The following is a 21,690-nucleotide window of genomic DNA, read 5'->3' on the forward strand; positions in this document are numbered from 1 at the left end:
AAACACAACATCATTTACTGTTTATTAGTTAATGCTTCCTTTATAAAACCATGGAAAAGCGGATGCGCGTGCATTGGCCGCGATAAAAATTCCGGATGAAACTGACATGCAATAAAGAATGGCTGCTCTTTTAATTCTATTATTTCAACCAGCCTGCCGTCAGGCGATACGCCTGAAAAAATCATGCCCTTTTCTTCCAACGTCTTGCGGTAGCTGTTGTTAAATTCATAGCGATGTCTATGGCGTTCCGAAATGGTAGCGGCTTGGTACAGTTTCCGGGCCAATGAATTTTCTTTCAAATCACACGGATATAATCCTAGTCGCAAGGTACCACCCATATCCATCCCAGCTTCCTGGTCAGGCAACAGGCTGATAATCGGTTGGGGCGTGTCAAGCGTCGTTTCGGTTGAATCAGCTTCCGTCAACCCTACCACATGTCGGGCAAACTCAATGGTTGCCAACTGCATGCCCAAACAAATTCCCAGAAACGGAATCTTGTTTTCCCGTGCGTATTGGATCGCCAGAATTTTACCTTCCAGTCCCCGACTTCCAAAACCACCGGGTACCAGTATACCGGCCGCGGCTCCTAAACGTTCTGCCACATTCTCGACAGTCAGTTCCTCCGCTGGAATCCAGTCGATCTGGACCTCCGTATTTTCGGCGTACCCCGCGTGCCTCAAAGCCTCTGCCACCGATAAATAGGCATCCTGTAAAGAGACATACTTCCCAACCAAAGCAATGCGTACTTTTCTTTCCAAATGTTCCACCGTGTCGACAAGCTCTGACCACTCTTTCAATGCTGCTTCGGGCGCCTCCAGACGCAGCTGTTTGAGAACAATGTCATCCATTTTTTGTTCTTTCAACATCAAAGGAATTTGATAAATAGAAGATACGTCACGCGATTCAAAAACGGCTTCTTCATCCACATCGCAAAAAAGAGCCAGTTTTTCCTTGATTCCCCGTGGTAACGGTTGTTCCGTCCGCACCACCAAAACGTTCGGCTGGATTCCCAAACTTCGCAGTTCCTTCACACTATGTTGGGTGGGCTTGGTTTTCAATTCTCCAGACATTTTCAAATAGGGAATGAGAGTGACATGGATATAGAGCACGTTCTCGTTGCCAACGTCTTTCCGCATTTGACGCAAAGCTTCAAGAAATGGCAGGGATTCGATATCCCCAACCGTCCCCCCGACTTCGGTAATGACAATATCGGAATCGGTCGATTCACCTGCCCGTTGGATTTTGTCTTTTATTTCGTCGGTAATATGCGGGATGACCTGGACAGTTCCGCCTAAATAGTCGCCACGACGCTCTTTTTTTATAACTTCTGAATAGACTTTTCCGGTTGTGACGTTTGAAAATTTGTTCAGACGAATGTCAGTAAAGCGCTCGTAGTGTCCTAGGTCCAGGTCCGTTTCCGTCCCATCGTCGGTTACGAAAACTTCACCGTGTTGATAGGGACTCATCGTGCCGGGATCGACATTTAGATAGGGGTCAAACTTTTGGATGGTGACCGTCAACCCACGTTCTTTCAACAACAGTCCGAGAGAGGCTGCGATAATTCCTTTGCCAATGGATGAAACCACTCCGCCTGTTACAAAAATATACTTTGTCATCATTATGCCTCCTAATTTTTCGGTAGGAACCATAAAATCAAAAAATCCCCGTTCCGTAATCGGAACAGGGAGAAATTTCAATTTATGCGCACCTCTTTATGGGGTGCCCTTCAAAAATATTACTGCAATTGCCGTTCACAGTCAATAAAAAATCATTGGTGTGGCAAAACTTAATATTTACCCGACAAACGCATTGACACGTTGCATGGCTTCTTCGACTAAGTCGGTCGCCAAAGCAAAACTCATACGCACATACCCTTCTCCACCCGGTCCGAAAATACTGCCGGGAATCATCCCCACGCGTGCTTCTTTAGCCAAGGTTTGGCAAAACGCCATATCGTCGTTGCCAAATTTTTCGGGAATACGCGCAAATACATAGAAAGCCCCTTTTGGCTCGGGAACTGTAAAACCTGCTTTCGTTAAAGCGTCCAGACAGATATTTCGACGCGTTTCATAAGCCATACGCATACGTTCGATAGCCGCTTCGCCGTTACGGAAAGCTTCCGCCGCAGCTGCATAGGAAACCGAAACACCGGTCGTCACTACCGTTTGGTGAACTTTAAAGATAGGTGGGATCCATTGCTTTTTAGCTGCAATAAATCCAACACGCCAACCAGTCATTGCGAATGATTTGGACGCCCCATTAATCAAGATGGTTTGATCTGGCAATAAACTTGCCATTGAAAGGTGGTCAACACCGTAAGTCAACTCGCTATAAATTTCATCACTGATGACGAAAATATCGTACTGCTTGATGGCTTCAGCTAAAGCCACAAGTTCTTCCTTCATATAAGTAACACCGGTTGGGTTACTCGGAAAGTTCAGGACAATCGCTTTAACATTCTCATTTTCCGCCATCGTCTGGTGCAGCAATTGTGGCGTCATCAAGAAACCCGTTTGGGAAGTATCGACTTCAATCGTTTCGCCATAAGCCGTTGTTGTTGCTTGTTTATAGAGCGGGAAATAAGGACTTGGAACAATTACCTTTTCACCCGGGTTCAATACGCCAAACAAAGCCGAATAGATCGCTTCGGTCGCGCCGATCGTCAAAATGATTTCACTGGCCGGATCAAAATCCAAATTGTGGCGTTTTTTCAGGAATTCCGCAACCGCTTGGCGCGCGTCCAAAGTTCCCATGGAATGGGAATAATGAGAAACGTCATTTTTAATAGCCGTGATAGCAGCTTCCTTCACGTTTTCCGGCATACCAAAATCCGGCTCTCCCATCGTCATCATGATACAGCCATCAACGGAACGGAAAATTTCATCCAATTCCCGAATTTTGGATGGCACGATTTTTTCTAATTGGCGATTTGTTGTTAAAGCCATTTCTTTTCCCCCTATACATCCTTTATTAAAAAATCCTCATTTTTATCGTGTTCTCATTGTAGCAATGTTTTTTATCTTTTGAAATAGAGTAAGCGCGTTGGCGTCATTTTAAAATTTTTTCAGATATTCGGTTGACATTAGATTAGAAATTGGTTATATTAAGCACATCGAAAAACACAGTGAAGAGAAGAGTACTTCAGGATGTCCTTTTAGAGAGAGCTTGGTTAGGTGAAAGCAAGCAAGGAACGAATGCAGGAAGATGGTCTCTGAGTGGCTTGGCCGAATGCGTGAGCTTTAGGTTGAGACGGGAACGCCCGTTATAGTGTCTCAGTATCATCCGTTGCATTGGGCGGAGGCACTGGTTAAGGTTAGAGCAGTGATGCTTTGACGAACAAAGGTGGTAACACGAAATCGAACTTGATTCTCGTCCTTTCCCGTACGTAAGTGTGGGGAGAGGACGAGATTTTTTTATTTTCAAAAAACGCGATGAAAAGGAAAGTACAGTGCGGGAAGTTTCAAAGAGAGCTTGGAATGGTGAGAACAAGCAAACCGAACGACTGGAAAATGGCCTTGGAGCGGTGAGGATGAACGGCAACGTAAGTCTTTGCTGGGTACGCCCATTACAGCGTAGAAGTGATAGATTCACTTCCAGAGGGATTGTCTGTAAGGGCAGTTCGAACTAAGGTGGTAACACGAATGCTTGTGCACTCGTCCTTTGAATCCTCTCATTGGAGATGATTCGGGACGAGTGTGTTTTTATATTCAAAAGAAATGAGGAATTAATAATGATTGACTTACAAAATGTCTCGGTTACATTTGTTGACGATCAAAAACGCGAAATTAATGCGGTACGCAACGTCTCTCTTGAAGTTGAGCGCGGAGATGTCTATGGCATTGTCGGATACAGTGGTGCAGGTAAAAGTACCTTGGTCCGGACAATCAACTTATTGCAACGCCCTACTGATGGAAAAGTTTTTGTAAACGATAAAGAAATAACGGCTCTTAATAAAGAACAACTGCGGGAAGCCCGCAAGAAAATCGGTATGATTTTCCAACACTTTAACTTGATGGGTTCACGGACCATTTTCGATAATGTTGCTTTCCCATTGAAACGCTCAGACTTAACGAAGCAAGAGATTGCCGATAAAGTTACTGGGTTATTGGAACTGGTGGGCTTGGCAGATAAAGCCAGTGCTTACCCTTCGCAATTATCCGGTGGTCAAAAACAACGGGTTGCCATCGCACGGGCCTTGGCAAACGATCCAGAAATCCTGCTTTGTGATGAAGCAACGAGTGCTCTGGACCCAAAAACAACGTCTTCTATTTTAGAACTATTGAAGAAATTGAACAAAGAATTAAACCTTACCATCGTTATCATCACACACGAAATGCAAGTAGTGAAGGAAATTTGTAACAAGGTTGCCGTGATGGAAGATGGGAACGTCATTGAACGTGGCTCATTGCTGGATATCTTCACGAAACCACACAACCAATTGACGAAAGACTTCATCAATACCGCAACACACGTTGATCAAGGAATCGAAACTGTATTGTTGCATCCAACCCTTCTGAATCTGGAAGAAGACGATGTGCTGGTAAAACTTTCCTTCGTCGGCGGTTCGACTGGCGAACCACTTATTTCCAAATTGAGCAATGATTACCAAGTTGCCGGAAATATCCTGTTTGGTAATGTCGAAATTCTTCAGGAAACACCTGTTGGTACCCTCTTGCTGGTTCTATCCGGAGCACCACATAAAATTGCTGAAGCGGTTCGCTTCCTGCAAGACAGTGGCGTAGCCGTTGAAATTATCGACGCTGAAGAAGTCGAAGCCAGAAGAACTCTGGAAGGAGAGGAACAATAATGGAATTCATCAATAATTTATTACCGAATGTTACCCCGATCTGGGACGTTGTTTGGCAAAGCTTATGGGAGACCTTGTATATGACACTCATCTCGGGCGCCATTGCTGGTGTATTGGGAATTATCCTGGGAGTCATCTTACTTATTACCGATGAAAATGGCCTGACCCCCCGCCCAGCCTTGTACAATGTGTTGGACAAGCTCGTGAACGTGTTCCGTTCCTTGCCATTCATCATCTTGATTGCTTTGATTTATCCATTCACACGCATGATTGTCGGAACTGCAATCGGAACAACAGCTTCTATCGTTCCTTTGGTTGTTTCAACTGTTCCATTCTTTGCCCGTCAAATCCAAAATGCTTTACTGGAAGTCGATCCTGGAGTAGTCGAAGCGGCTCAAGCAATGGGAACAAGTAACTTGGATATCATCTTCCGCGTTTATTTGAAAGAAGGTTTGGCATCCATCATCCGTGTGTCATCCGTAACTATCATTAACTTGATTGGTTTAACAGCGATGGCTGGAGCTGTCGGTGGCGGTGGCTTGGGTAACCTGGCTATCTCACGTGGTTATAACCGATTCCAGAATGATGTTATCTTGGTCGCAACCGGTTTGATTCTAATCATCGTTTTCATCAGCCAAGCAATTGGTAATTATTTAGTTAAAAAAGTAAGTCACTAATATAAAAAAAGAAAAGAGGAAATAATCATGAATAAAAAATTCTTAGGTTTGACAGCAAGTTTGGCATTGTTCTTGGCAGCATGTGGTTCTGAAGACGCAACACAGGAATCAACAGCAGGCACAACTGAAGAACCCGTTGAAGTATCAGTCGGGGTTGTAAGTGAAGTTGAAGTTGAGGTTTGGGAAGATGTTAAAGAGCGTTTGGTGGATCAAGGAATTGAATTAACAATTGAACAGTTCGGTGACTATGTACAACCTAACTTGGCAGCACAATCTGGCGACGTTGACATCAATGCGTTCCAACACGTGGCTTTCCTGGAATCATTCAACGCTGACAATGACGGTAACCTGGTACAAATTGGTTACACTTATATTTCACCACTTGGCTTGTACTCCGATAAAGTTGAGGACTACGCTGATTTAGCAGATGGCGCTGAGATTGCGATTCCAAACGATGTTACCAACGGTGGTCGTGCTCTTCTATTATTGCAAGCAATCGATTTGATCAAATTGGATGAAGCAGCCGGCACAGAACCAACCGTTGATGATATTACTGAAAATCCAAAGAACTTGGTTATTACAGAATTGGATGCTAGCCAAACAGCTCGTTCTCTTCCAGACGTGGATGCAGCAGTTATCAATACAAACTTCGCGACTGACTCTGGTTTAGTTCCAAGTGAAGATGCTTTGTTCTTGGATACTGATAACATTGCTGAAGTAAATGAAATCTACAAAAACGTCATTGCAACACGTGAAGAAGATGCTGACAACGAAGCTTACTTGAAAGTTGTTGCAGAATACCAATCAGAAGAAACAGCTGCAAAACTTGAAGAAGTAACACAAGGCAACGACGTTCCAGCTTGGGACTAAACTTTAACTAATTGGGGGAATTTAATCATGAATAAAAAGAAATTTTTTGGTGGTTTGGTAGCAGCGAGTGCCCTTTTCTTGGCAGCTTGCGGTGGCGCCAGCGATGAAGCAACAAAAGTTACGGTTGGGGTTGTTGGTGAAGTCAACGAACCTTGGGAGTACGTAATTGAAGAATTGAAAGAAAAAGAAAATATTGAAGTCACTTTACAAAAGTTTACGGATTATACAACACCAAACGCAGCTTTGGCTGACGGTTCAATCGACTTGAACTCATTCCAAACTGAAATCTTTTTGGATAACTACCTGGAAAGCTCCGGTGAAGATTTGACGGTTATCGGTTATACGGTGATGGCACCTTTGGGAATCTACTCAAACAAAATCAGTGACGTCAGTGAGTTGGAAGACGGCGCAGAAATCGCGATCCCGAATGACCCATCAAACGGTGGCCGTGCCCTTCGCTTATTGCAGACAGCCGGCTTGATTACGGTGGACCCTGAAGCTGGTTTGGTCCCATCTGTGGATGACATCACGGAAAACCCTAAAAACTTTGTCATCACGGAATTGGATTCTTCCCAAACTGCACGTGCTTTGGATGATGTAGCTGCTTCTGTCATCAATAGTGGCATGGCCGTTGATGCTGGCTTCATTCCGTCAGAAGATGCCATCTTCCTGGAACCTGTGACAGAGGATTCAAAACCTTACTACAACGTCATAGCGGCTCGTACTGAAGATGTGGACAACGAAGTTTACAAAACAATCGTTGAATACTACCAATCTGAAGGAACAGCTGAAGTTATTGCAGAATCTTCAAAAGGATCCAACTTCCCAGTTTGGGACGAAGTAAAATAATTAAAAATATGAGGGCAAAGGTGACTTTGCCCTTTTTCTATATCTAAGGAGGCAAATTATGGTAAATCAAGCAACCATCCGTCAAGAAGTTCTAGAAATCGAAGATTACATCGTGGCGCTACGGCGTCATTTTCATAAACATCCTGAAGTCAGCCTGAAAGAATTCCAAACCATCCAACGGATTCGCGAGGAACTGGAAGAAATCGGTCTACCATATGTAAATGTTGGCGAAACTGGCGTCTTGGCAACATTACAAGGTGGCAAAGGACCCGGCAAGAAACTATTATTGCGTGCCGATATTGATGCCCTACCTATGGAAGACCGCACTGGCGCTGAATATGCTTCCCTAAACCCGGGTGCTAACCACGCTTGCGGTCATGATGGTCACGCATCTGCCCTACTTGGAGCCGTTCGTGTTTTAAAAGCACACCAAGATGAAATTGCCGGTACGATTGTCATTGCTTTCCAACCTGCTGAAGAAATCGGCGCAGGGGCGCGCCAGTTCGTTCGGGGTGGTTTTGTGGATGATGTCGACCATGCATTCGGTATTCACTTGAGTTCCCGTAATGCACTCGGTCAAATCATCGCAACTCCGGGTCCCAATAACGCTTCGTGTGATATTTTCAAAATCAAGGTGCATGGAGTAAGTGGCCATGTTTCCAACCCTGATCAAGGACGTGATGCTTTGGTGAGTGCGGCAGCCATTGTTACCGAACTCCAGACCATCGTAGCGCGGGAAACAAAACCAAGCGATGAAGTCGTTGTGGGTATTGGCGTCTTGCGTGCTGGTACAAACTATAACATCATTGCCAATGAAGCAATCATTGAAGGAACAGTCCGCACCTTTGATCCAATCGTACGGGAACAAGTATTGGAAGCGGTCGAGCGCATTGCCCGGTTGACGGCCGAAGCCCATCGCACTTCAATCGAATTTTCAAACTATGATGCAGCTGCGCCGTTAATAAACGACGCACGGGCAGCAGAGCATGCTTTCCAGGCCGCAGCAAAAATTGTCGGCGCAGAAAACATCATCACCGATGCCCCGAAGAGCATGGGTGCAGATGACTTTGCTGATTTCTTGGCAGTTGCCCCCGGTATTTACTGCTTTGTTGGTACCCAAAGCGACGAGAAGACAGCTTTCAATCACCATCATGAACAATTCGATATTGATGAAAAAGGTTTGTTGATTGCAGCCGAATTGCATGTGACTTATGCATTGGATTACTTAGCGGATCCGTTCTGATTTTTCAAAGTATTTTCCAGTCGCTAAAAATAAATAAAGAGACATGCGCGTACCCAAATTGGGACACGCATGTCTCTTTATTTATAATTCTTCATAAAATTTTTCCGTTTCTTCTTTCGTTGCACGGGTCAGGACATAACGCTCGCCTTCCGCATCAAGTTCCAGTCCCTCTCCAACCAACGTCAGCCACCAAGATTGGCCATCCACCAGAAGGTCAAGTCGTTTATGACTACGGTCATGCATAATGCTTACTTCTTTCTCGACACCTTCTGGAAAATTTTTGACCGATGAATCGGTGATTTCCAGATATCCCGTTTGACCTTCACCTTCAAAATACCAAACCCCAATGACATCTGCGAGTTGCACGGTATTGTAATAGACAGATGAACCATTATAATGAGCGCTTGTGTAATCCGACATATCTTCCATCACCACTTGGCTTTTTCCGGTTTCATCCAATCGATATAAGGTATCAAAAATTGAATATACAACCACGCCATTCGAATGACTATAAAAAGCCTCCAAATCTTCAGCGATTAATTGTTCATTCCAAAGTAAATCGTCAGTCAAAGACATCGAAACAAGGTTGCCTTGGGGCGTAACCTCCCAGAGCAAGGAGGTCTCCTGAATCATTTCTTCTTTATTTTTCGTTTCTGGATTCCATTTAAATACCGTTCCGTCCTGATTTTGGAAATAAATCATCCCATTTACCACCTGATAAACGTTCGTCTCTGCCACGCGTTCACTTTCCGTCAACCCATTCAAAGTGTACCTTTTTAAGATCTTTTGAAAGGGATCATCGCTCTGGAGATAATAGAGGGTATCCTCTATAACCGTCACATTATCTGACAAAAGTACCCTTCCCTCTTCAATCAACACGCGTTCTTTCGTTTGAATGTCATAATAAAACAATTGATTGTCTAGATTGGTGATCAAGGCTTTATGTTCCTCGGTTAATAATTTAAAAGTGTAAACATCTTCATCCATGGGATTTAATGTACCACTATCTAAATCATACACGCTGAAAACCCCCGTTCTGTCGACCACATAAAGTTCATTCCCTGCCGACTCATACCACCAGGTATCAACGGGCAATGCTCGGTTAGAACCATCCTCGTAAAGATGGACAGCATTATCCAAATCCGTATAAAAAATCTTTTCTTCATCCAAATTCGCTCCGTCGAAACGCTGGACATTGGAAGCAATCATGGTAATCCCTTGTTCTTCATCATACGCGTATAAATCAAAATCAGAATCAATGAACAATATTTGCTCAGTTTCTTCAAAATATTCAAAGCTTGATTCCAACACATTTTCGGCTACAACGGTAGGTGCCATGTCACCATTTTTTATAAATAATGAACCATAATTTTGAAAGTTTTCATTTTCACCTTCAATTTTGAAAAATAAGTATGCCTCATCTTCTGCTTCCATTGTCCGAAAACCCTCATCACTGCATCCAGCCAGACTTATCAATCCCAGCAGAAAGAAAACCATTTTATACAGCATCCCTCTCCTCCTTTACTCTATTTTAATTAATTATCAATAATTATTTATTGTTTTTCGATAAACAAAACCCTATAATGAACTTACAACTAAAAAGTGTGAGGTGTCTTTATATGAAAAAATATGCAACTCTCTTTCTTAAAATCGCGCTCTTGGTCCTGACGATTCCAGTACTGGCAGTGATGGTATTTGTTTTACCGCAATTTATTAGTGAGGCTATCCAACATCTGTCGGAAGGTCCTGTTATTGCTTCGGCCGTATTGGGTCTTACTGGCCTCGTTTACCTTTCAACACTACCATTTTTTGGAGCCCTTTTCCAAGCTAACAAGCTCTTAAAATATATCAATGGTGAAACAGCCTTCTCCACCTTATCGGTTCAAGCACTTAGGAAAATTAAATGGTTTGCCTTCAGTATTTGCGGCCTCTATACACTCGCTCTGCCCTTTTTCTACATTTTGGCAGAATGGGATGACGCCCCGGGGGTGATTTTGGTCGGCCTTGTTTTTGTCGGGTCGGCCTTGGTCGTAGCTGTTTTCGCTAACATGTTGGAGCTCTTGCTTGAAGAAGCAATCCGCATGAAAAACGAAATCGATCTAACAGTGTGAGGTGAGAAAATGCCAATTATCATAAACTTAGATGTCATGCTCGCAAAACGTAAAATGAGTGTTACAGAACTTACCGATCGCGTCGGTATAACCATGGCCAATATTTCCATACTGAAGAACGGAAAAGCAAAAGCTATCCGCTTCTCCACTCTTGAGGCGATCTGTGAAGCACTAGACTGCCAGCCTGGAGATATTTTAGAGTATCAAAAAGAAAGTAAGTTTAGCCAGTGACGGTTTGATAGCCATCCATCCGTTACATCTTACTCCTATTAGTAATATTAATTCCTATCTATAAGTAAAAGTAGATTACTGATATAGTAATAGTAAGCTATAATTAAGCGTACATTAATTAAATATAAAAGGAGCATATCGATGATAAAAAAAGCATTAGCAGAAATGATTGGTACATTTGCACTCGTACTAATTGGGACGGGTACTGTCGTTCTAGGCGACGGCACAACAGGATTATTAGGAATTGGATTCGCGTTTGGCTTAGCAGTCGTAGCAATGGCCTACAGCGTTGGGACGATATCTGGTGCGCACCTTAATCCGGCAGTAAGCTTGGCGATGTTTATCAATAAACGTATTAATTTACAGACATTTGCTGCTTACGTCGTTGCACAATTAGTAGGTGCAGTCGCTGGATCAGGGGTTCTTCGTCTCATTCTTTCTCAAGTTGGTGGCGACACAAGCAATTTAGGAGCGACCGTCCTTGCTGAAGGTGTAACCCTTTTTGGCGGGTTCATGATCGAACTCATTTTAACGTTTATTTTTGTTATGGTTATTCTTGCAGCCACTGGGAAAAATGGCGATGCGCATTTTGCTGGTCTTATAATAGGATTGACATTAGTTGCTCTTATTCTGCTGGGCGGAACAACGACAGGCGTTTCCTTGAATCCTGCTCGTAGTTTTGGTCCTGCTGTTTTCATGGGTGGAGCTGCTCTATCACAACTATGGATGTATACTTTAGCAACGCTTGCGGGTGGCGGTTTAGCAGCGGTCGTAGCCAAATTTGTTTTGGACACCGAAGCGGGTGCTCCTGGAGTCGAATAAGCCTTTCTTAAATATCGCCGATTGTAAAATTAAGCTAGACAAATAAATAAGCCATTCGTGGTACACTCAAATTGTAATTCCGACCAAAGAATACATAGGAGTGATCACGAATGACCTACACCCATCTTACCACGGATGAACTGGTGATGATAGAGGCTTATTACCATCAAAACATCGCTGTGACGACAATATCAGCCCGGTTAAAACGTTCCAGAATGACAGTCTACAATGTCATCAATTTCTTGAAAGAAGGCCATACGGCCCTGGAGTACTACCGACAATACAAGAAAAACAAGCAGCGTTGCGGAAGACGCAAGATTGTCCTGCCAACGGAACAACAGGTCTACATCACTGAAAAAGTCGCACAGGGATGGACGCCCGATGTCATCATCGGTCGCCAGGAGATGTCAATCGGATGCTCCATGAGGACCCTCTATCGTCGCTTCAAGGAAAAGGTATTCGATGAAACAACTTTACCCATGAAGGGAAAACGGAAACCAAACGGCCATCAGGAACGTCGGGGAAAACAGGCCTTCAAGCGGAATATCGCTGAAAGGGAGAATGATTACCCGGCATTCAAGGAAGAATTCGGTCATGTCGAAGGCGATACCATTGTCGGTGTTCATCACAAAAGTGCCGTCATAACCTTGGTCGAACGCCTCTCCAAAGTCATTATCACCTTGAAGCCCGATGGGCGGAAGGCAAGTGACATCGAGCATACGATGAACAAGTGGTTTGAAGCGATTCCCAGACATTTATTTAAGTCCATAACCTTTGATTGTGGGAAAGAATTTTCCAATTGGAAAACCCTAAGCAACCAACATGACATCGCTATTTATTTCGCTGATCCCGGAACGCCTTCGCAGCGGGCCCTGAATGAAAATTCAAACGGTTTACTGCGAAAAGATGGGTTGCCAAAAGAAATGGACTTCAACCAAGTGGATCAAGCCTTTATTTCATCGGTTGCGAACAAGCGAAATAACATCCCACGAAAATCCTTGGCATACCAGACGCCACTGGAAGTATTTTTGAGTTACCTAGATGAATCTACTTTGTCTAGCTTAAATTGACAAATCAAATATATAAAAAGCATCTGAAATTAATTTTTCAGATGCTTTTTATATATTTTTATTTTATGTTGTGAGCTACAAGATAGTCATAGCTTTCTTGTAGACATTGGAACGGCTCTTTCTCAAATGTTTCCTGTTCTGCGAAAGCATATTTTACGCCTGTCTCAATGGTTGCATCGAGGATTTTTTCCCAGGAAATGGATCCATGGCCAACTGGCATGAGCACCTGTTTGCCATCCTCCGTCTCCATGCCATCCTTAAAGTGGATCAAGTCATTGCGTCCCTCAACTTTATGAATCCATTCGACGGGATCTAACCCCCCATGGATGATTTGATAGATGTCTAGTAGAAACTGGCATTCATATCTTGTATTTTCAAAGATAATTTCAAGAGAATTTTGCTTCTCATAGTGAAAAATATCTGAAAGTCGTGGATGGAAATTTAAAATCTTACCTTTTGTTTCCAAGTATTGTGAAAGTTTGTCCAGCTCATCTGCAAACTGCAGACACCCCTCATAGGAATGATAGCGTTCGGGAATACCGCTGACGGTTATGTATGTTCCTCCCCACAGGTCATTCATCGCTATAACCTCATCCAGATGTGCCACTACTACATCGTAGTGGTCCTGCGTTCCAATGCATTTCAACCCTGTCTCTTTTAAGGCATCATGGATGAACGCCACGGAAATTTCTGGGTTGATCCATTGAATCTGGATGACCTTATATCCGATAGCGCTTACTTTTTTGAACGATGTCAGGACATCCTCCGGGGTCTGAAGATATTTCTTAATGCTTGAAATCTGAAAGCCTATTTTTGTCATGACCATTCTCCTTACTTGCTATTATCATTTCCATTATAGCATTTTTACTTAGATAGCTTTTACTTGCAATTGTGATTTATATTTCAAACTTCCTTAAAATCTGTTAAAATTACAATTGAAAGCGAATTCAAAAAAAAGGAGTGGTCTTATGGGTAAATTAGATGGTAAAGTAGCATTTATTACAGGTGCAGGATCAGGAATGGGTAAGGCACAAGCAATTCTTTTCGCCAAAGAAGGTGCTAAAGTCATTGCAGGAGATATTCAGTTTGAAAATGTCCAACAAACGGTTGAGAAAATAAGAGCTGCCGGCGGAGAAGGACTTGCTGTGGAAATTGATGTGGCGAACAAAGAAAGTATCCAGACAGCTGTCCAAAAAGGCATCGCTGCGTATGGTCAAATAGACGTTTTGAGTAATACTGCAGGTGTTCTTGATGGCTATGCGCCGTCATTAGATACTTCAGAGGAACTTTGGGACAAAATAATGAATGTGAACTTAAAAGGAACATATCGTGTGACAAACGCGGTTCTGCCCCAAATGGTTGAAAAAGGTAGTGGGGTTGTTATCAATGTGGCGTCAATTGCAGCTTTTGTTGCAGGTGGTGGTGGTGCAGCCTACACTGCGGCAAAGCACGGGATTGTTGGCTATACCAAACAACTTTCGTTTGATTATGGCAAAGCAGGAATTCGAGTGAACTGTATTGCACCGGGCGCCGTTGAATCGGGAATGACCAAACAAATCTTTGAAGAAGGATCTGCTGCTGTAATGGATAGTGTCAATTCTGTTCCCGCTGGTAGATATGGACAACCTGAGGAAATAGCGACCGTCGCTGTATTCTTGGCAAGTGATGATGCCTCATTCATGCATGGAGCGATTGTTCCAGTTGATGGCGGGTGGTTGGTAAATTAAAGTGTGATTTACAATTGGAAGTAGCACGCGATGAACCCCTTCAGAAGTGACTAATCCATATCTCTTGTATTCGTTTCCTGTATCCTCTACACTTTAGATAATTAGGAGGGATAATCATGAAAGAATTCAAGGTTTTGTTACTGGCGGCTATGATGACCTTCGTGTTAGCAGCCTGTGGTACAACGACTACGACTGATCCCGATCTTGAAACCTCCGAACCAGAAGTAAGTGAAACAATGGGCTCCGCATCAGTAGAAGAAGGCACTCGCATTTTTACATTGGATGAACTAAGTGAATTTGATGGAAAAGACGGAAATCCCGCTTATGTGGCGGTGGATGGCGTCGTTTACGATGTGACCGGTGTTGAAGCATGGGCCAATGGTGAACATCAAGAAGGGATCGTTGCCGGGAAGGAACTTTCCGATAAAATCCTGGAATCCCCTCATGGCAAAGATGTTTTAGAAGATTTACCAATCGTCGGAACTTTGGAAACTGAATAAGTATACAAAAGGACGGTCGCGAAACTGCGACCGTTCTTTGCTTGGCATTGACTGCGTTTCAAGGTAAACTATTGGAATAATACTCTAGGAGGACACAAGATGTTATACCCCATTTTAACTGAAACACGCAGCCTAATTGACTTAGGTGGCGTTTGGAAATTTTATTTAGATGATTATTCGAAAAAAATAGATGTTCGTCAACCATTGGAAACTGAAGACTTAATGGCGGTTCCGGGTTCTTTCAATGATCAAGGCGTCCTTTCAAAAGTGCGTAACCACGCGGGCACCATTTGGTATGAACGCGAATTTACAATACCTAGAACACTGCTGAATGAGCGTTTAGTCCTGCGTTTTGGCTCCGCAACCCACCAGGCAACGGTCTACGTAAATGGAGAAGAAGTCGTGAAACACAAAGGTGGTTTCACTCCATTCGAAGCAGAAATCAATAACGCTATCAAACCCGGAATCAACCGTGTCTTGGTGGAAGTAAGCAACCTACTGGACTACACGACGCTGCCCGTTGGTAACCATACGCAAACGACCGACGAAAACGGCTACCCTGTTCACCACGTAGACGAGAATTTTGATTTCTTCAACTATGCCGGCGTGCACCGTCCCGTGAAAATCTACTCAACACCAAAAACATACATCCAGGATATCGTTTTAAATCCAAGCGTTAATGGAAAAAATGCCCGTGTTGCTACTTCCGTTTCTGTCGAAGGTGACTATGATACCATTTCTATTTCCCTTCTTGATGAGGATGGTCAAAAAGTCGCAAGTGCTACAGGTGCGCATGCCGATATCAGCATCGAAAATGTCAATCTGTGGGAACCGATGGCTGCATATCTTTACACAGCCCATGTGGAAATTATGCAGAACGGTGAAGTTATCGACGAATACCGTGAACCATTTGGCGTGCGGACAGTCGAAGTAAAAGATAGCCAGTTCTTCATTAACAACAAACCGTTTTATTTCAAAGGATTTGGAAAACACGAAGACACTTTCTATAACGGCCGCGGTTTGAATGAAACAGCGAATGTAATGGATTTGAACTTATTCAAGTGGATTGGTGCGAACTCGTTCCGTACTTCCCACTACCCTTATTCCGAAGAAATGATGCGCTTGGCAGACCGCATGGGTGTTGTTGTCATCGACGAAGTGGCGGCAGTGGGACTTTTCTCAGGATTCTCAGCTCTTTTGGCACTAGGCGGAAAAGAAAAAAATACCTGGGAAGAAATGCAGACGCACGAAGCGCATGAACAAGCGATTCGCGAACTGATTGAACGGGATAAGAATCATGCCGCGGTTGTGATGTGGGTCATTGCCAATGAGCCTGCTTCGCACCAAGATGGCGCTTACGAATACTTCGAACCACTTGTTAAGTTAGCCAAGGACTTGGATCCGCAAAAACGCCCAACCACACTCGTGAATATCATGTTCGCTTTACCGGATGTTGAAAAAGCAATGGGACTGGTTGACGTAATTTCTTTGAATCGTTATTACGGTTGGTATATAAACACCGGTGACTTGAAAGTAGCCGAGGCAAGTTTACGCGCTGAAATTAAGGGTTGGATTGAAAAATATCCGGGCAAGCCGATTCTATTTACCGAGTACGGTGCTGATACCGTCGCTGGTTTCCACGCGATTGACGATATTCCGTTCACGGAAGAATACCAGGTGCGTTATTATGAAATGTACCACCGCGTCTTCGATGAGTTTAAGGAAGTAACCGGTGAGCAAGTCTGGAACTTTGCCGATTTTGAAACGAAAGTTGGAACGGCGCGTGTTCAAGGAAATAAAAAAGGGATCTTCACCCGTTCACGTCAACCAAAAATGATTGCCCATGAACTAAGAAAACGCTGGACGGCAATTCCAGATTTTGATTATCAAAAATAATAGTCATATGAGCCTTGCTTCTCCCTATTTCCTTAGGTGAAAGCAGGGCTTTTTTTAGGTTGGTCGGAAATAAAAACTGCTTTTTTCATTTTTAATTCCGAGTTTTCTAAAAAATCGGAAGTATAAGTATCAATTTGAAATTCTACTTCCGACTTTATAGAAAAGTCGGAAGTAAGAAGTCAGTTTTCGTTTCCTTCTTCCGACTTTTATTCTTACCTTTATTCACAAAGTTCCTATTTGTGAAAGCGGTTTATATTTAGTATGATGAGAACATATAAATCCAAAGGAGGTTTGTCATGTCGAATGAAATAGAATTTATACCGGTAAAGAGTGATGTTATCCTCAGCTATGAGAATCAATCCACCATTAAATCTGCATTTTTTCAAGAAGCGGCCGCCGTATTGGCTGACTTACTGCATATTCCTGCCCCAACCATTGTATTGGCCCTTGAGGAACGCGAGCGCTTGAGTACGACTGGATTTGGTGATGGGTTGGCAATTCCCCACGGAAAAGTTGCGGGTCTGGATATGCCCGCTGTCATTTTTATGCGTTTGGAACAACCGGTGGAATGGGAAGCTTTGGATGATAATCCTGTCACCGAGTGTTTTTTTCTCATGATTCCCGCTTCCGATACCACCAATGTCCATCTCAAGCTTCTTTCTAAACTGGCCTATCATTTGGCCGACGAAGAGTACCAAAAGAAAATACATGAAACGGATGATGCCGAAGAGATGAAACAATTGATTGAAGAAATGATGCAACGGTCCATTCATTGATTATAAGGAGGATATTTCTATGAAAATCATTGCTGTAACAGCCTGTGCAGCTGGAGTAGCCCATACGTTTATGGCCAAAAAAAAGTTAGAAGATGCGGCTAAGAAGTTGGGTCATGAAATCAAAATCGAAACCCAAGGAGCAGGTGGCATTGAAGATGAACTGACTGCTACAGACATCGCTAGTGCCGACATCTTGATTCTTGCCATTGATGTTGAGATTTCCAAACGCGACCGTTTCAAGGATGTGAAGAAAGTTGAAGTTCCCATTACGACTGTCATCAAAAGCCCGGAGGCCTTATTGAAAAAAATCGAACTCAAGCTTATGCAGTAAACTAATAAAGGAAGTGATCCATTATGAAAATCAGACGTGCTTTAATGACTGGTGTTTCCTATATGCTCCCCTTCATCGTTGTTTCGGGGATGACGATTGCCCTGACTGGTATGTATTCGCAATATATTCAAGCTGATAACCCAACTATTCTCGCTCTAAATGGATTCGCTTGGACCTTAATGAATCTCGTTCCAGCTATCTTTTCTGCCTATGTCGCATATGCCATTGCTGATAAACCCGGAATTGCGCCTGGGTTCATAGGTGGTTATATCGCCTCCATGCCTCCAGTCGAAGGCACTGCCAGCAGTGGTTTTCTGGGTGGTATGATTGCCGGTTTGGTGGCAGGCTACCTCGTTCTTTCCATCAAGAAGGTCAAGCTGCCCGATTTTATCGAACCAATTAAGAAGACCTTATTCATTCCCGTTATTGCAGGCTTGGCCCTTTATTTCTTGATGGCTTATCCTGTCGCTTTAAGTGTGGGGGTCTTGAACGAATGGATCATTGATGGACTCATTCGACTTTCACAACAACCCGAGTACGCCTTTCTTTTAGGTGCGATTCTCAGTGCCATGTGTGCCTTTGACATGGGCGGACCTATTGGCAAGATTGCCATCACCTTTGTTTTTGCGGTATGGAATGAACCAAGCGGAATCGGCTTTATCGTGAACGCGGCAGTTTTTCCTGGTATCATGGTACCCGCTCTATCGGTGGGGATTGCCGCCCTCATTGCCCGCTCGAAATACACGTTGGCTGAACAAAAAATGGCGCCGGCCTCCATTCTTTCAGGCATTGTCGGTATTACGGAAACGACTATTCCCTACGCCATCCAGGATCCTTTCCGCATCATTCCAGCAAATATGATCGGAGCGGCTATCGGGGGAGCAATCATGATGGGCTTCGGTGTTTCCACTTCTGGCGTTTCCGGCATCTTCGGAATTCCGATGGCGACCAATATCCCTGTCTTTCTTCTAGCCATTCTAGTCGGCGTAACCATCTCTGTCACTTTACAAATACTGTTGAAAAAACCGGTCGATGTCCATGCGGTTCCTGAAGAAACATATGATGATTTTGATATCGAAATTACCTGACAAACCCTCTAGGATAGAGAAGCATCGCCTTTACCACTGATTTGGTAAAGGCGATGCTTTTTTATTTATTAATTAATTTTTCCTAAATGTAAGGCCATTCCCTCAGCAAGTCTGATAAAGTTAATTGAACTACCCCCACCTATGCTATCGCTTAGAGGTGGGGGATTCCTACGAACACCGGGGTATCCCCCGGTTATCTTAATAGGCTATCCCCGCAGCTTCCTGCGGTTAGAAGCCTCATGGCTTCGTTTTTGAGATTGATGCTTGCGTTCAGATCCCGATCATGGTGGGCATCGCATTGCGGACAATCCCACTCGCGCACCCGGAGATTCTTCACGTCTTTGTTTTGGTAGCCGCAGCACGAACAGAGTTGGCTGGAAGGGAAGTTCCGGGCGACGGCGACGACTTGCTTGCCGTACCATTTCGCTTTGTATTCCAGCATCGTCCGGAACTGCGCCCAGGATGCTTCTGCTATTCCTTTGGAAAGCATTGATATTTATATAGACTAAACTAAAATTTCTGTCGTTGGATTACTACTTCAACTTATGTTTGTGATTAAACTTGATTTGTCTCATGTATGTGCGGAAATAATTAAGCAAGATGCCAAGCACCAGGAAAATCAAAGCATAATAGCTTACTTGCATGAGGATTGCTCCCAAACGGGTCTCCAACACATTATTTAAAATAAAAACTATTATTGTGTAACTAATTGCTATTACCCAAAATTTTTCTTTACTCATTTCTCACCTTTGATTTCCAGTTCCAGTTGTTTCAGAAATGCCTCCATGAACAGCGTTCTCTTTCTCGCCAGTTTTTTTCCCGCTTCGGTATTCATCAAGCTTTCCAAGCGCAATAATTTTTCGTAGAAATGATTGACTACATTCGTTGATGTTCGGTAAGCTGTTTCGTCCATCTTTTCGGGATCAAATGGTTGGGAGTCATCATACATGGCGTGTCCTTTTGAACCGCCATAGTAAAAGGTCCGTGCAATTCCAATCGCTCCAATCGCATCCAAACGATCCGCATCCTGCACGATTTTACCAACTTTTGTCAATGCGTATTTTTCTTTTAAGTTCTTCGAATAAGACATATTCTCAATCGTATCCCGAATAATCGCAATCTCTTCTTCGGTTGCACCACTTTGTTGGAGCACTTCCAACACTTCTTGCTTCGCAACCGCTACATCATCAGTCAACTTTTCGTCGATGACATCGTGCAATAAAACGGCGGCACGGATTACAGTGATTTCTGCTTCCGACATTTGTTCCTCTTCCGCAATTGTCACCGCCAACTTCTCGACGCGTTTAATGTGGTTCAGATCATGCCCAGTCGTGTCATCGCCCAATTTTTTCTCAACAAACACATGTATCAAACACAAATCAATACCAGCCTTATAAACAACCTCAAAATCTTCGCATAACACCAATGATTCTTCCGTGAAAGTCAATCCGGCCTTCGCGAATTCCTGTAAAAAGAATTCCTCATGAACTGCGCGCCAATACGCCAGCGAACGGTCTCCTTCACCTTCCCGGTAAGCAAATTCCGCGGTAACCTCGTTAAATGGCACTACTTCTACCTTAGTCGTTTGAATGACACAAACCGCTTCATCCCTTCCATTCAGGATGATACTGAAATCCCCTTCTTTGGGAAAAGGGTCATTATCCACTGCATACAAATCATACCCTGATGCGGTCGCTTTTTTCACACCATCCAAAGTTAGTTGCGCCAACTTATCGGGTACGACCCCATAACTCCAAGCTTCATAATGTGCGTCCTTATATTCGGGTTTTTCCGTTATAAATTGTTGCCAAAGCGCTTCTGCTCTCATTTTATGTCTCCTCTAAAGATAAATGTCACTGCCTCTGTCTCTTCCATGGGAACGAAACCCACGGAACGATAAAACAGCGTCGTTTTTTCGGTGTTATCAGTTGTCAGGATGATTTGGCGCATGTCTTTCGCCGTTTCCAGCACACGCTTCACCAAGATTTGGCCAATCCCTTGTCGTTGATAATCGGGGTGAACCAAAATATCCTGGATATAGAGAATGTAGCAACCATCCCCTACCGCCCGGACTAAACCTACTAATTCATCCCCGTCCCAAGCACTCATATGGGTGAGGGCACCGGAAAGTAATTTTTTCATGATTTCCGGGTAATCGGTATAACCCGTCCAGCCCACACTCTCTTGAACTACCCCCACCTACGCTATCGCTTAGAGGTGGGGGATTCCTACGAACACCGGGGTATCCCCCGGTTATCTTAATAGGCTATCCCCGCAGCTTCCTGCGGTTAGAAGCCTCATGGCTTCGTTTTTGAGATTGATGCTTGCGTTCAGATCCCGATCATGGTGGGTATCGCATTGCGGACAATCCCACTCGCGTACCCGGAGATTCTTCACGTCTTTGTTTTGGTAGCCGCAGCACGAACAGAGCTGGCTGGAAGGGAAGTTCCGGGCGACGGCGACGACTTGCTTGCCGTACCATTTCGCTTTGTATTCCAGCATCGTCCGGAACTGCGCCCAGGATGCTTCTGCTATTCCTTTGGAAAGCCTTTTATTCTTCAGCATGCCGGACACCTGCAGGTCTTCGATCCCGATGACGTCGTGGTTTTTGACGATTTCGGTCGAAATCTTTTGCAGGTAATCGGCTCTGGCATGACTGATTCGTTCATGGATCCGGGCGACCTTGACACGC

The 21,690-nt window shown here is 43.9% G+C and carries 23 protein-coding genes, 1 pseudogene and 2 other annotated features; of the genes and pseudogenes, 15 read left to right on the forward strand and 9 right to left on the reverse strand.

The genetic code is table 11. From position 1 onward, the window contains the following. Nucleotides 1-14 precede the first annotated feature (14 nt). Nucleotides 15-1,616, reverse strand: coding sequence for a CTP synthase (locus tag ACTVAI_RS09715; RefSeq protein WP_443486533.1), 1,602 nt, complete (start codon nucleotides 1,614-1,616; stop codon nucleotides 15-17). Between the two features lie 177 nt (nucleotides 1,617-1,793). Then, entirely contained in the window at nucleotides 1,794-2,945 is a 1,152-nt protein-coding gene (locus ACTVAI_RS09720) for an aminotransferase class I/II-fold pyridoxal phosphate-dependent enzyme (RefSeq protein ID WP_443486534.1), read from the reverse strand. A gap of 170 nt (nucleotides 2,946-3,115) precedes the next feature. Further along, nucleotides 3,116-3,380, forward strand: a binding site (T-box leader). Between the two features lie 42 nt (nucleotides 3,381-3,422). Further along, nucleotides 3,423-3,664 (forward strand) — a binding site (T-box leader). A gap of 66 nt (nucleotides 3,665-3,730) precedes the next feature. Here ACTVAI_RS09720 and ACTVAI_RS09725 point away from each other — a divergent pair. The 5 genes from ACTVAI_RS09725 to ACTVAI_RS09745 are packed head-to-tail and all read left to right on the forward strand — an operon-like array spanning nucleotide 3,731 to nucleotide 8,446. Then, complete coding sequence (locus ACTVAI_RS09725; protein ID WP_443486535.1) at nucleotides 3,731-4,807, forward strand: methionine ABC transporter ATP-binding protein; 1,077 nt, start codon at nucleotides 3,731-3,733, stop codon at nucleotides 4,805-4,807. Further along, a complete protein-coding gene (locus tag ACTVAI_RS09730) occupies nucleotides 4,804-5,484 on the forward strand; it encodes a methionine ABC transporter permease (RefSeq protein WP_443472818.1) in 681 nt (226 codons plus the stop codon). Before ACTVAI_RS09725 ends, ACTVAI_RS09730 begins: the two co-directional genes overlap by 4 nt. Nucleotides 5,485-5,511: 27 nt before the next feature. Further along, a complete protein-coding gene (locus ACTVAI_RS09735; protein ID WP_443472762.1) occupies nucleotides 5,512-6,354 on the forward strand; it encodes a MetQ/NlpA family ABC transporter substrate-binding protein in 843 nt (280 codons plus the stop codon). 27 nt (nucleotides 6,355-6,381) lie between these two features. Next, nucleotides 6,382-7,203: a MetQ/NlpA family ABC transporter substrate-binding protein gene (locus ACTVAI_RS09740; RefSeq protein ID WP_443472763.1), complete on the forward strand. Its 822-nt coding sequence runs from the start codon at nucleotides 6,382-6,384 to the stop codon at nucleotides 7,201-7,203. Nucleotides 7,204-7,261: 58 nt separating this feature from the next. Then, on the forward strand, nucleotides 7,262-8,446 hold the full coding sequence (locus ACTVAI_RS09745; protein ID WP_443486536.1) for an amidohydrolase: 1,185 nt from the start codon (nucleotides 7,262-7,264) through the stop codon (nucleotides 8,444-8,446). Nucleotides 8,447-8,527: 81 nt separating this feature from the next. On the opposite strand, the gene ACTVAI_RS09750 is transcribed toward ACTVAI_RS09745, so the two are convergent. Continuing rightward, entirely contained in the window at nucleotides 8,528-9,955 is a 1,428-nt protein-coding gene (locus ACTVAI_RS09750; RefSeq protein ID WP_443486537.1) for a hypothetical protein, read from the reverse strand. 110 nt (nucleotides 9,956-10,065) lie between these two features. On the opposite strand from ACTVAI_RS09750, the gene ACTVAI_RS09755 reads away from it, so the two are divergent. The 4 genes from ACTVAI_RS09755 (at nucleotide 10,066) to ACTVAI_RS09770 (ending at nucleotide 12,680) form a co-directional block, all read left to right on the forward strand. Then, on the forward strand, nucleotides 10,066-10,557 hold the full coding sequence (locus tag ACTVAI_RS09755; RefSeq protein ID WP_443486538.1) for a DUF2975 domain-containing protein: 492 nt from the start codon (nucleotides 10,066-10,068) through the stop codon (nucleotides 10,555-10,557). A 9-nt stretch (nucleotides 10,558-10,566) separates the two neighbouring features. Beyond that, entirely contained in the window at nucleotides 10,567-10,788 is a 222-nt protein-coding gene (locus ACTVAI_RS09760) for a helix-turn-helix domain-containing protein (RefSeq protein ID WP_443472767.1), read from the forward strand. Nucleotides 10,789-10,929: 141 nt separating this feature from the next. After that, entirely contained in the window at nucleotides 10,930-11,610 is a 681-nt protein-coding gene (locus ACTVAI_RS09765; protein WP_443472768.1) for an MIP/aquaporin family protein, read from the forward strand. Between the two features lie 110 nt (nucleotides 11,611-11,720). Next, nucleotides 11,721-12,680 carry an IS30 family transposase gene (locus ACTVAI_RS09770; protein WP_373780138.1) on the forward strand — a complete coding sequence of 320 codons (960 nt, stop codon included), beginning with the start codon at nucleotides 11,721-11,723 and terminating at the stop codon, nucleotides 12,678-12,680. A 58-nt stretch (nucleotides 12,681-12,738) separates the two neighbouring features. Here the strand turns inward: ACTVAI_RS09770 and ACTVAI_RS09775 are convergent, their stop codons facing one another. After that, nucleotides 12,739-13,500 carry a sugar phosphate isomerase/epimerase family protein gene (locus ACTVAI_RS09775; RefSeq protein ID WP_443486539.1) on the reverse strand — a complete coding sequence of 254 codons (762 nt, stop codon included), beginning with the start codon at nucleotides 13,498-13,500 and terminating at the stop codon, nucleotides 12,739-12,741. Between the two features lie 148 nt (nucleotides 13,501-13,648). Between ACTVAI_RS09775 and ACTVAI_RS09780 the strand changes: the two genes are divergently transcribed. The 6 genes from ACTVAI_RS09780 to ACTVAI_RS09805 all read left to right on the forward strand — a co-directional run bounded on the left by ACTVAI_RS09780 (nucleotide 13,649) and on the right by ACTVAI_RS09805 (nucleotide 18,998). Beyond that, nucleotides 13,649-14,407: an SDR family NAD(P)-dependent oxidoreductase gene (locus ACTVAI_RS09780; protein ID WP_443486540.1), complete on the forward strand. Its 759-nt coding sequence runs from the start codon at nucleotides 13,649-13,651 to the stop codon at nucleotides 14,405-14,407. 116 nt (nucleotides 14,408-14,523) lie between these two features. Then, nucleotides 14,524-14,907 (forward strand): cytochrome b5 domain-containing protein, encoded by a 384-nt coding sequence (locus tag ACTVAI_RS09785; protein WP_443472770.1) that lies wholly within the window; start codon nucleotides 14,524-14,526, stop codon nucleotides 14,905-14,907. A gap of 99 nt (nucleotides 14,908-15,006) precedes the next feature. Continuing rightward, complete coding sequence (gene uidA, locus ACTVAI_RS09790; protein ID WP_443486541.1) at nucleotides 15,007-16,803, forward strand: beta-glucuronidase; 1,797 nt, start codon at nucleotides 15,007-15,009, stop codon at nucleotides 16,801-16,803. Between the two features lie 296 nt (nucleotides 16,804-17,099). Then, a complete protein-coding gene (locus tag ACTVAI_RS09795; protein ID WP_443472772.1) occupies nucleotides 17,100-17,579 on the forward strand; it encodes a PTS sugar transporter subunit IIA in 480 nt (159 codons plus the stop codon). A gap of 19 nt (nucleotides 17,580-17,598) precedes the next feature. Then, nucleotides 17,599-17,910 carry a PTS fructose transporter subunit IIB gene (locus ACTVAI_RS09800; protein WP_443472773.1) on the forward strand — a complete coding sequence of 104 codons (312 nt, stop codon included), beginning with the start codon at nucleotides 17,599-17,601 and terminating at the stop codon, nucleotides 17,908-17,910. Between the two features lie 23 nt (nucleotides 17,911-17,933). Beyond that, nucleotides 17,934-18,998, forward strand: a complete 1,065-nt coding sequence (locus ACTVAI_RS09805; protein ID WP_443472774.1) for a PTS fructose transporter subunit IIC — start codon at nucleotides 17,934-17,936, stop codon at nucleotides 18,996-18,998. Between the two features lie 193 nt (nucleotides 18,999-19,191). On the opposite strand, the gene ACTVAI_RS09810 is transcribed toward ACTVAI_RS09805, so the two are convergent. From ACTVAI_RS09810 to ACTVAI_RS09830, 5 genes and pseudogenes are all read right to left on the reverse strand, one after another. Further along, nucleotides 19,192-19,488, reverse strand: coding sequence for an RNA-guided endonuclease TnpB family protein (locus ACTVAI_RS09810; RefSeq protein ID WP_443486542.1), 297 nt, complete (start codon nucleotides 19,486-19,488; stop codon nucleotides 19,192-19,194). 246 nt (nucleotides 19,489-19,734) lie between these two features. Then, on the reverse strand, nucleotides 19,735-20,361 hold the full coding sequence (locus tag ACTVAI_RS09815) for an HD domain-containing protein (protein ID WP_443486546.1): 627 nt from the start codon (nucleotides 20,359-20,361) through the stop codon (nucleotides 19,735-19,737). Between the two features lie 30 nt (nucleotides 20,362-20,391). Continuing rightward, nucleotides 20,392-20,826 (reverse strand): annotated as a pseudogene (locus tag ACTVAI_RS09820) (ASCH domain-containing protein); the annotation flags it as partial. Continuing rightward, nucleotides 20,823-21,197: a GNAT family N-acetyltransferase gene (locus ACTVAI_RS09825; protein WP_443486543.1), complete on the reverse strand. Its 375-nt coding sequence runs from the start codon at nucleotides 21,195-21,197 to the stop codon at nucleotides 20,823-20,825. The gene ACTVAI_RS09825 and the pseudogene ACTVAI_RS09820, both read right to left, overlap by 4 nt. A gap of 54 nt (nucleotides 21,198-21,251) precedes the next feature. Beyond that, nucleotides 21,252-21,690 (reverse strand): RNA-guided endonuclease TnpB family protein (locus ACTVAI_RS09830; protein ID WP_443486544.1); only part of this gene is annotated, 439 nt, incomplete at its 5' end.

This window comes from Jeotgalibaca sp. A127, from assembly GCF_052266745.1.
In the GTDB taxonomy this organism is placed as follows: Bacteria; Bacillota; Bacilli; order Lactobacillales; family Aerococcaceae; genus Jeotgalibaca.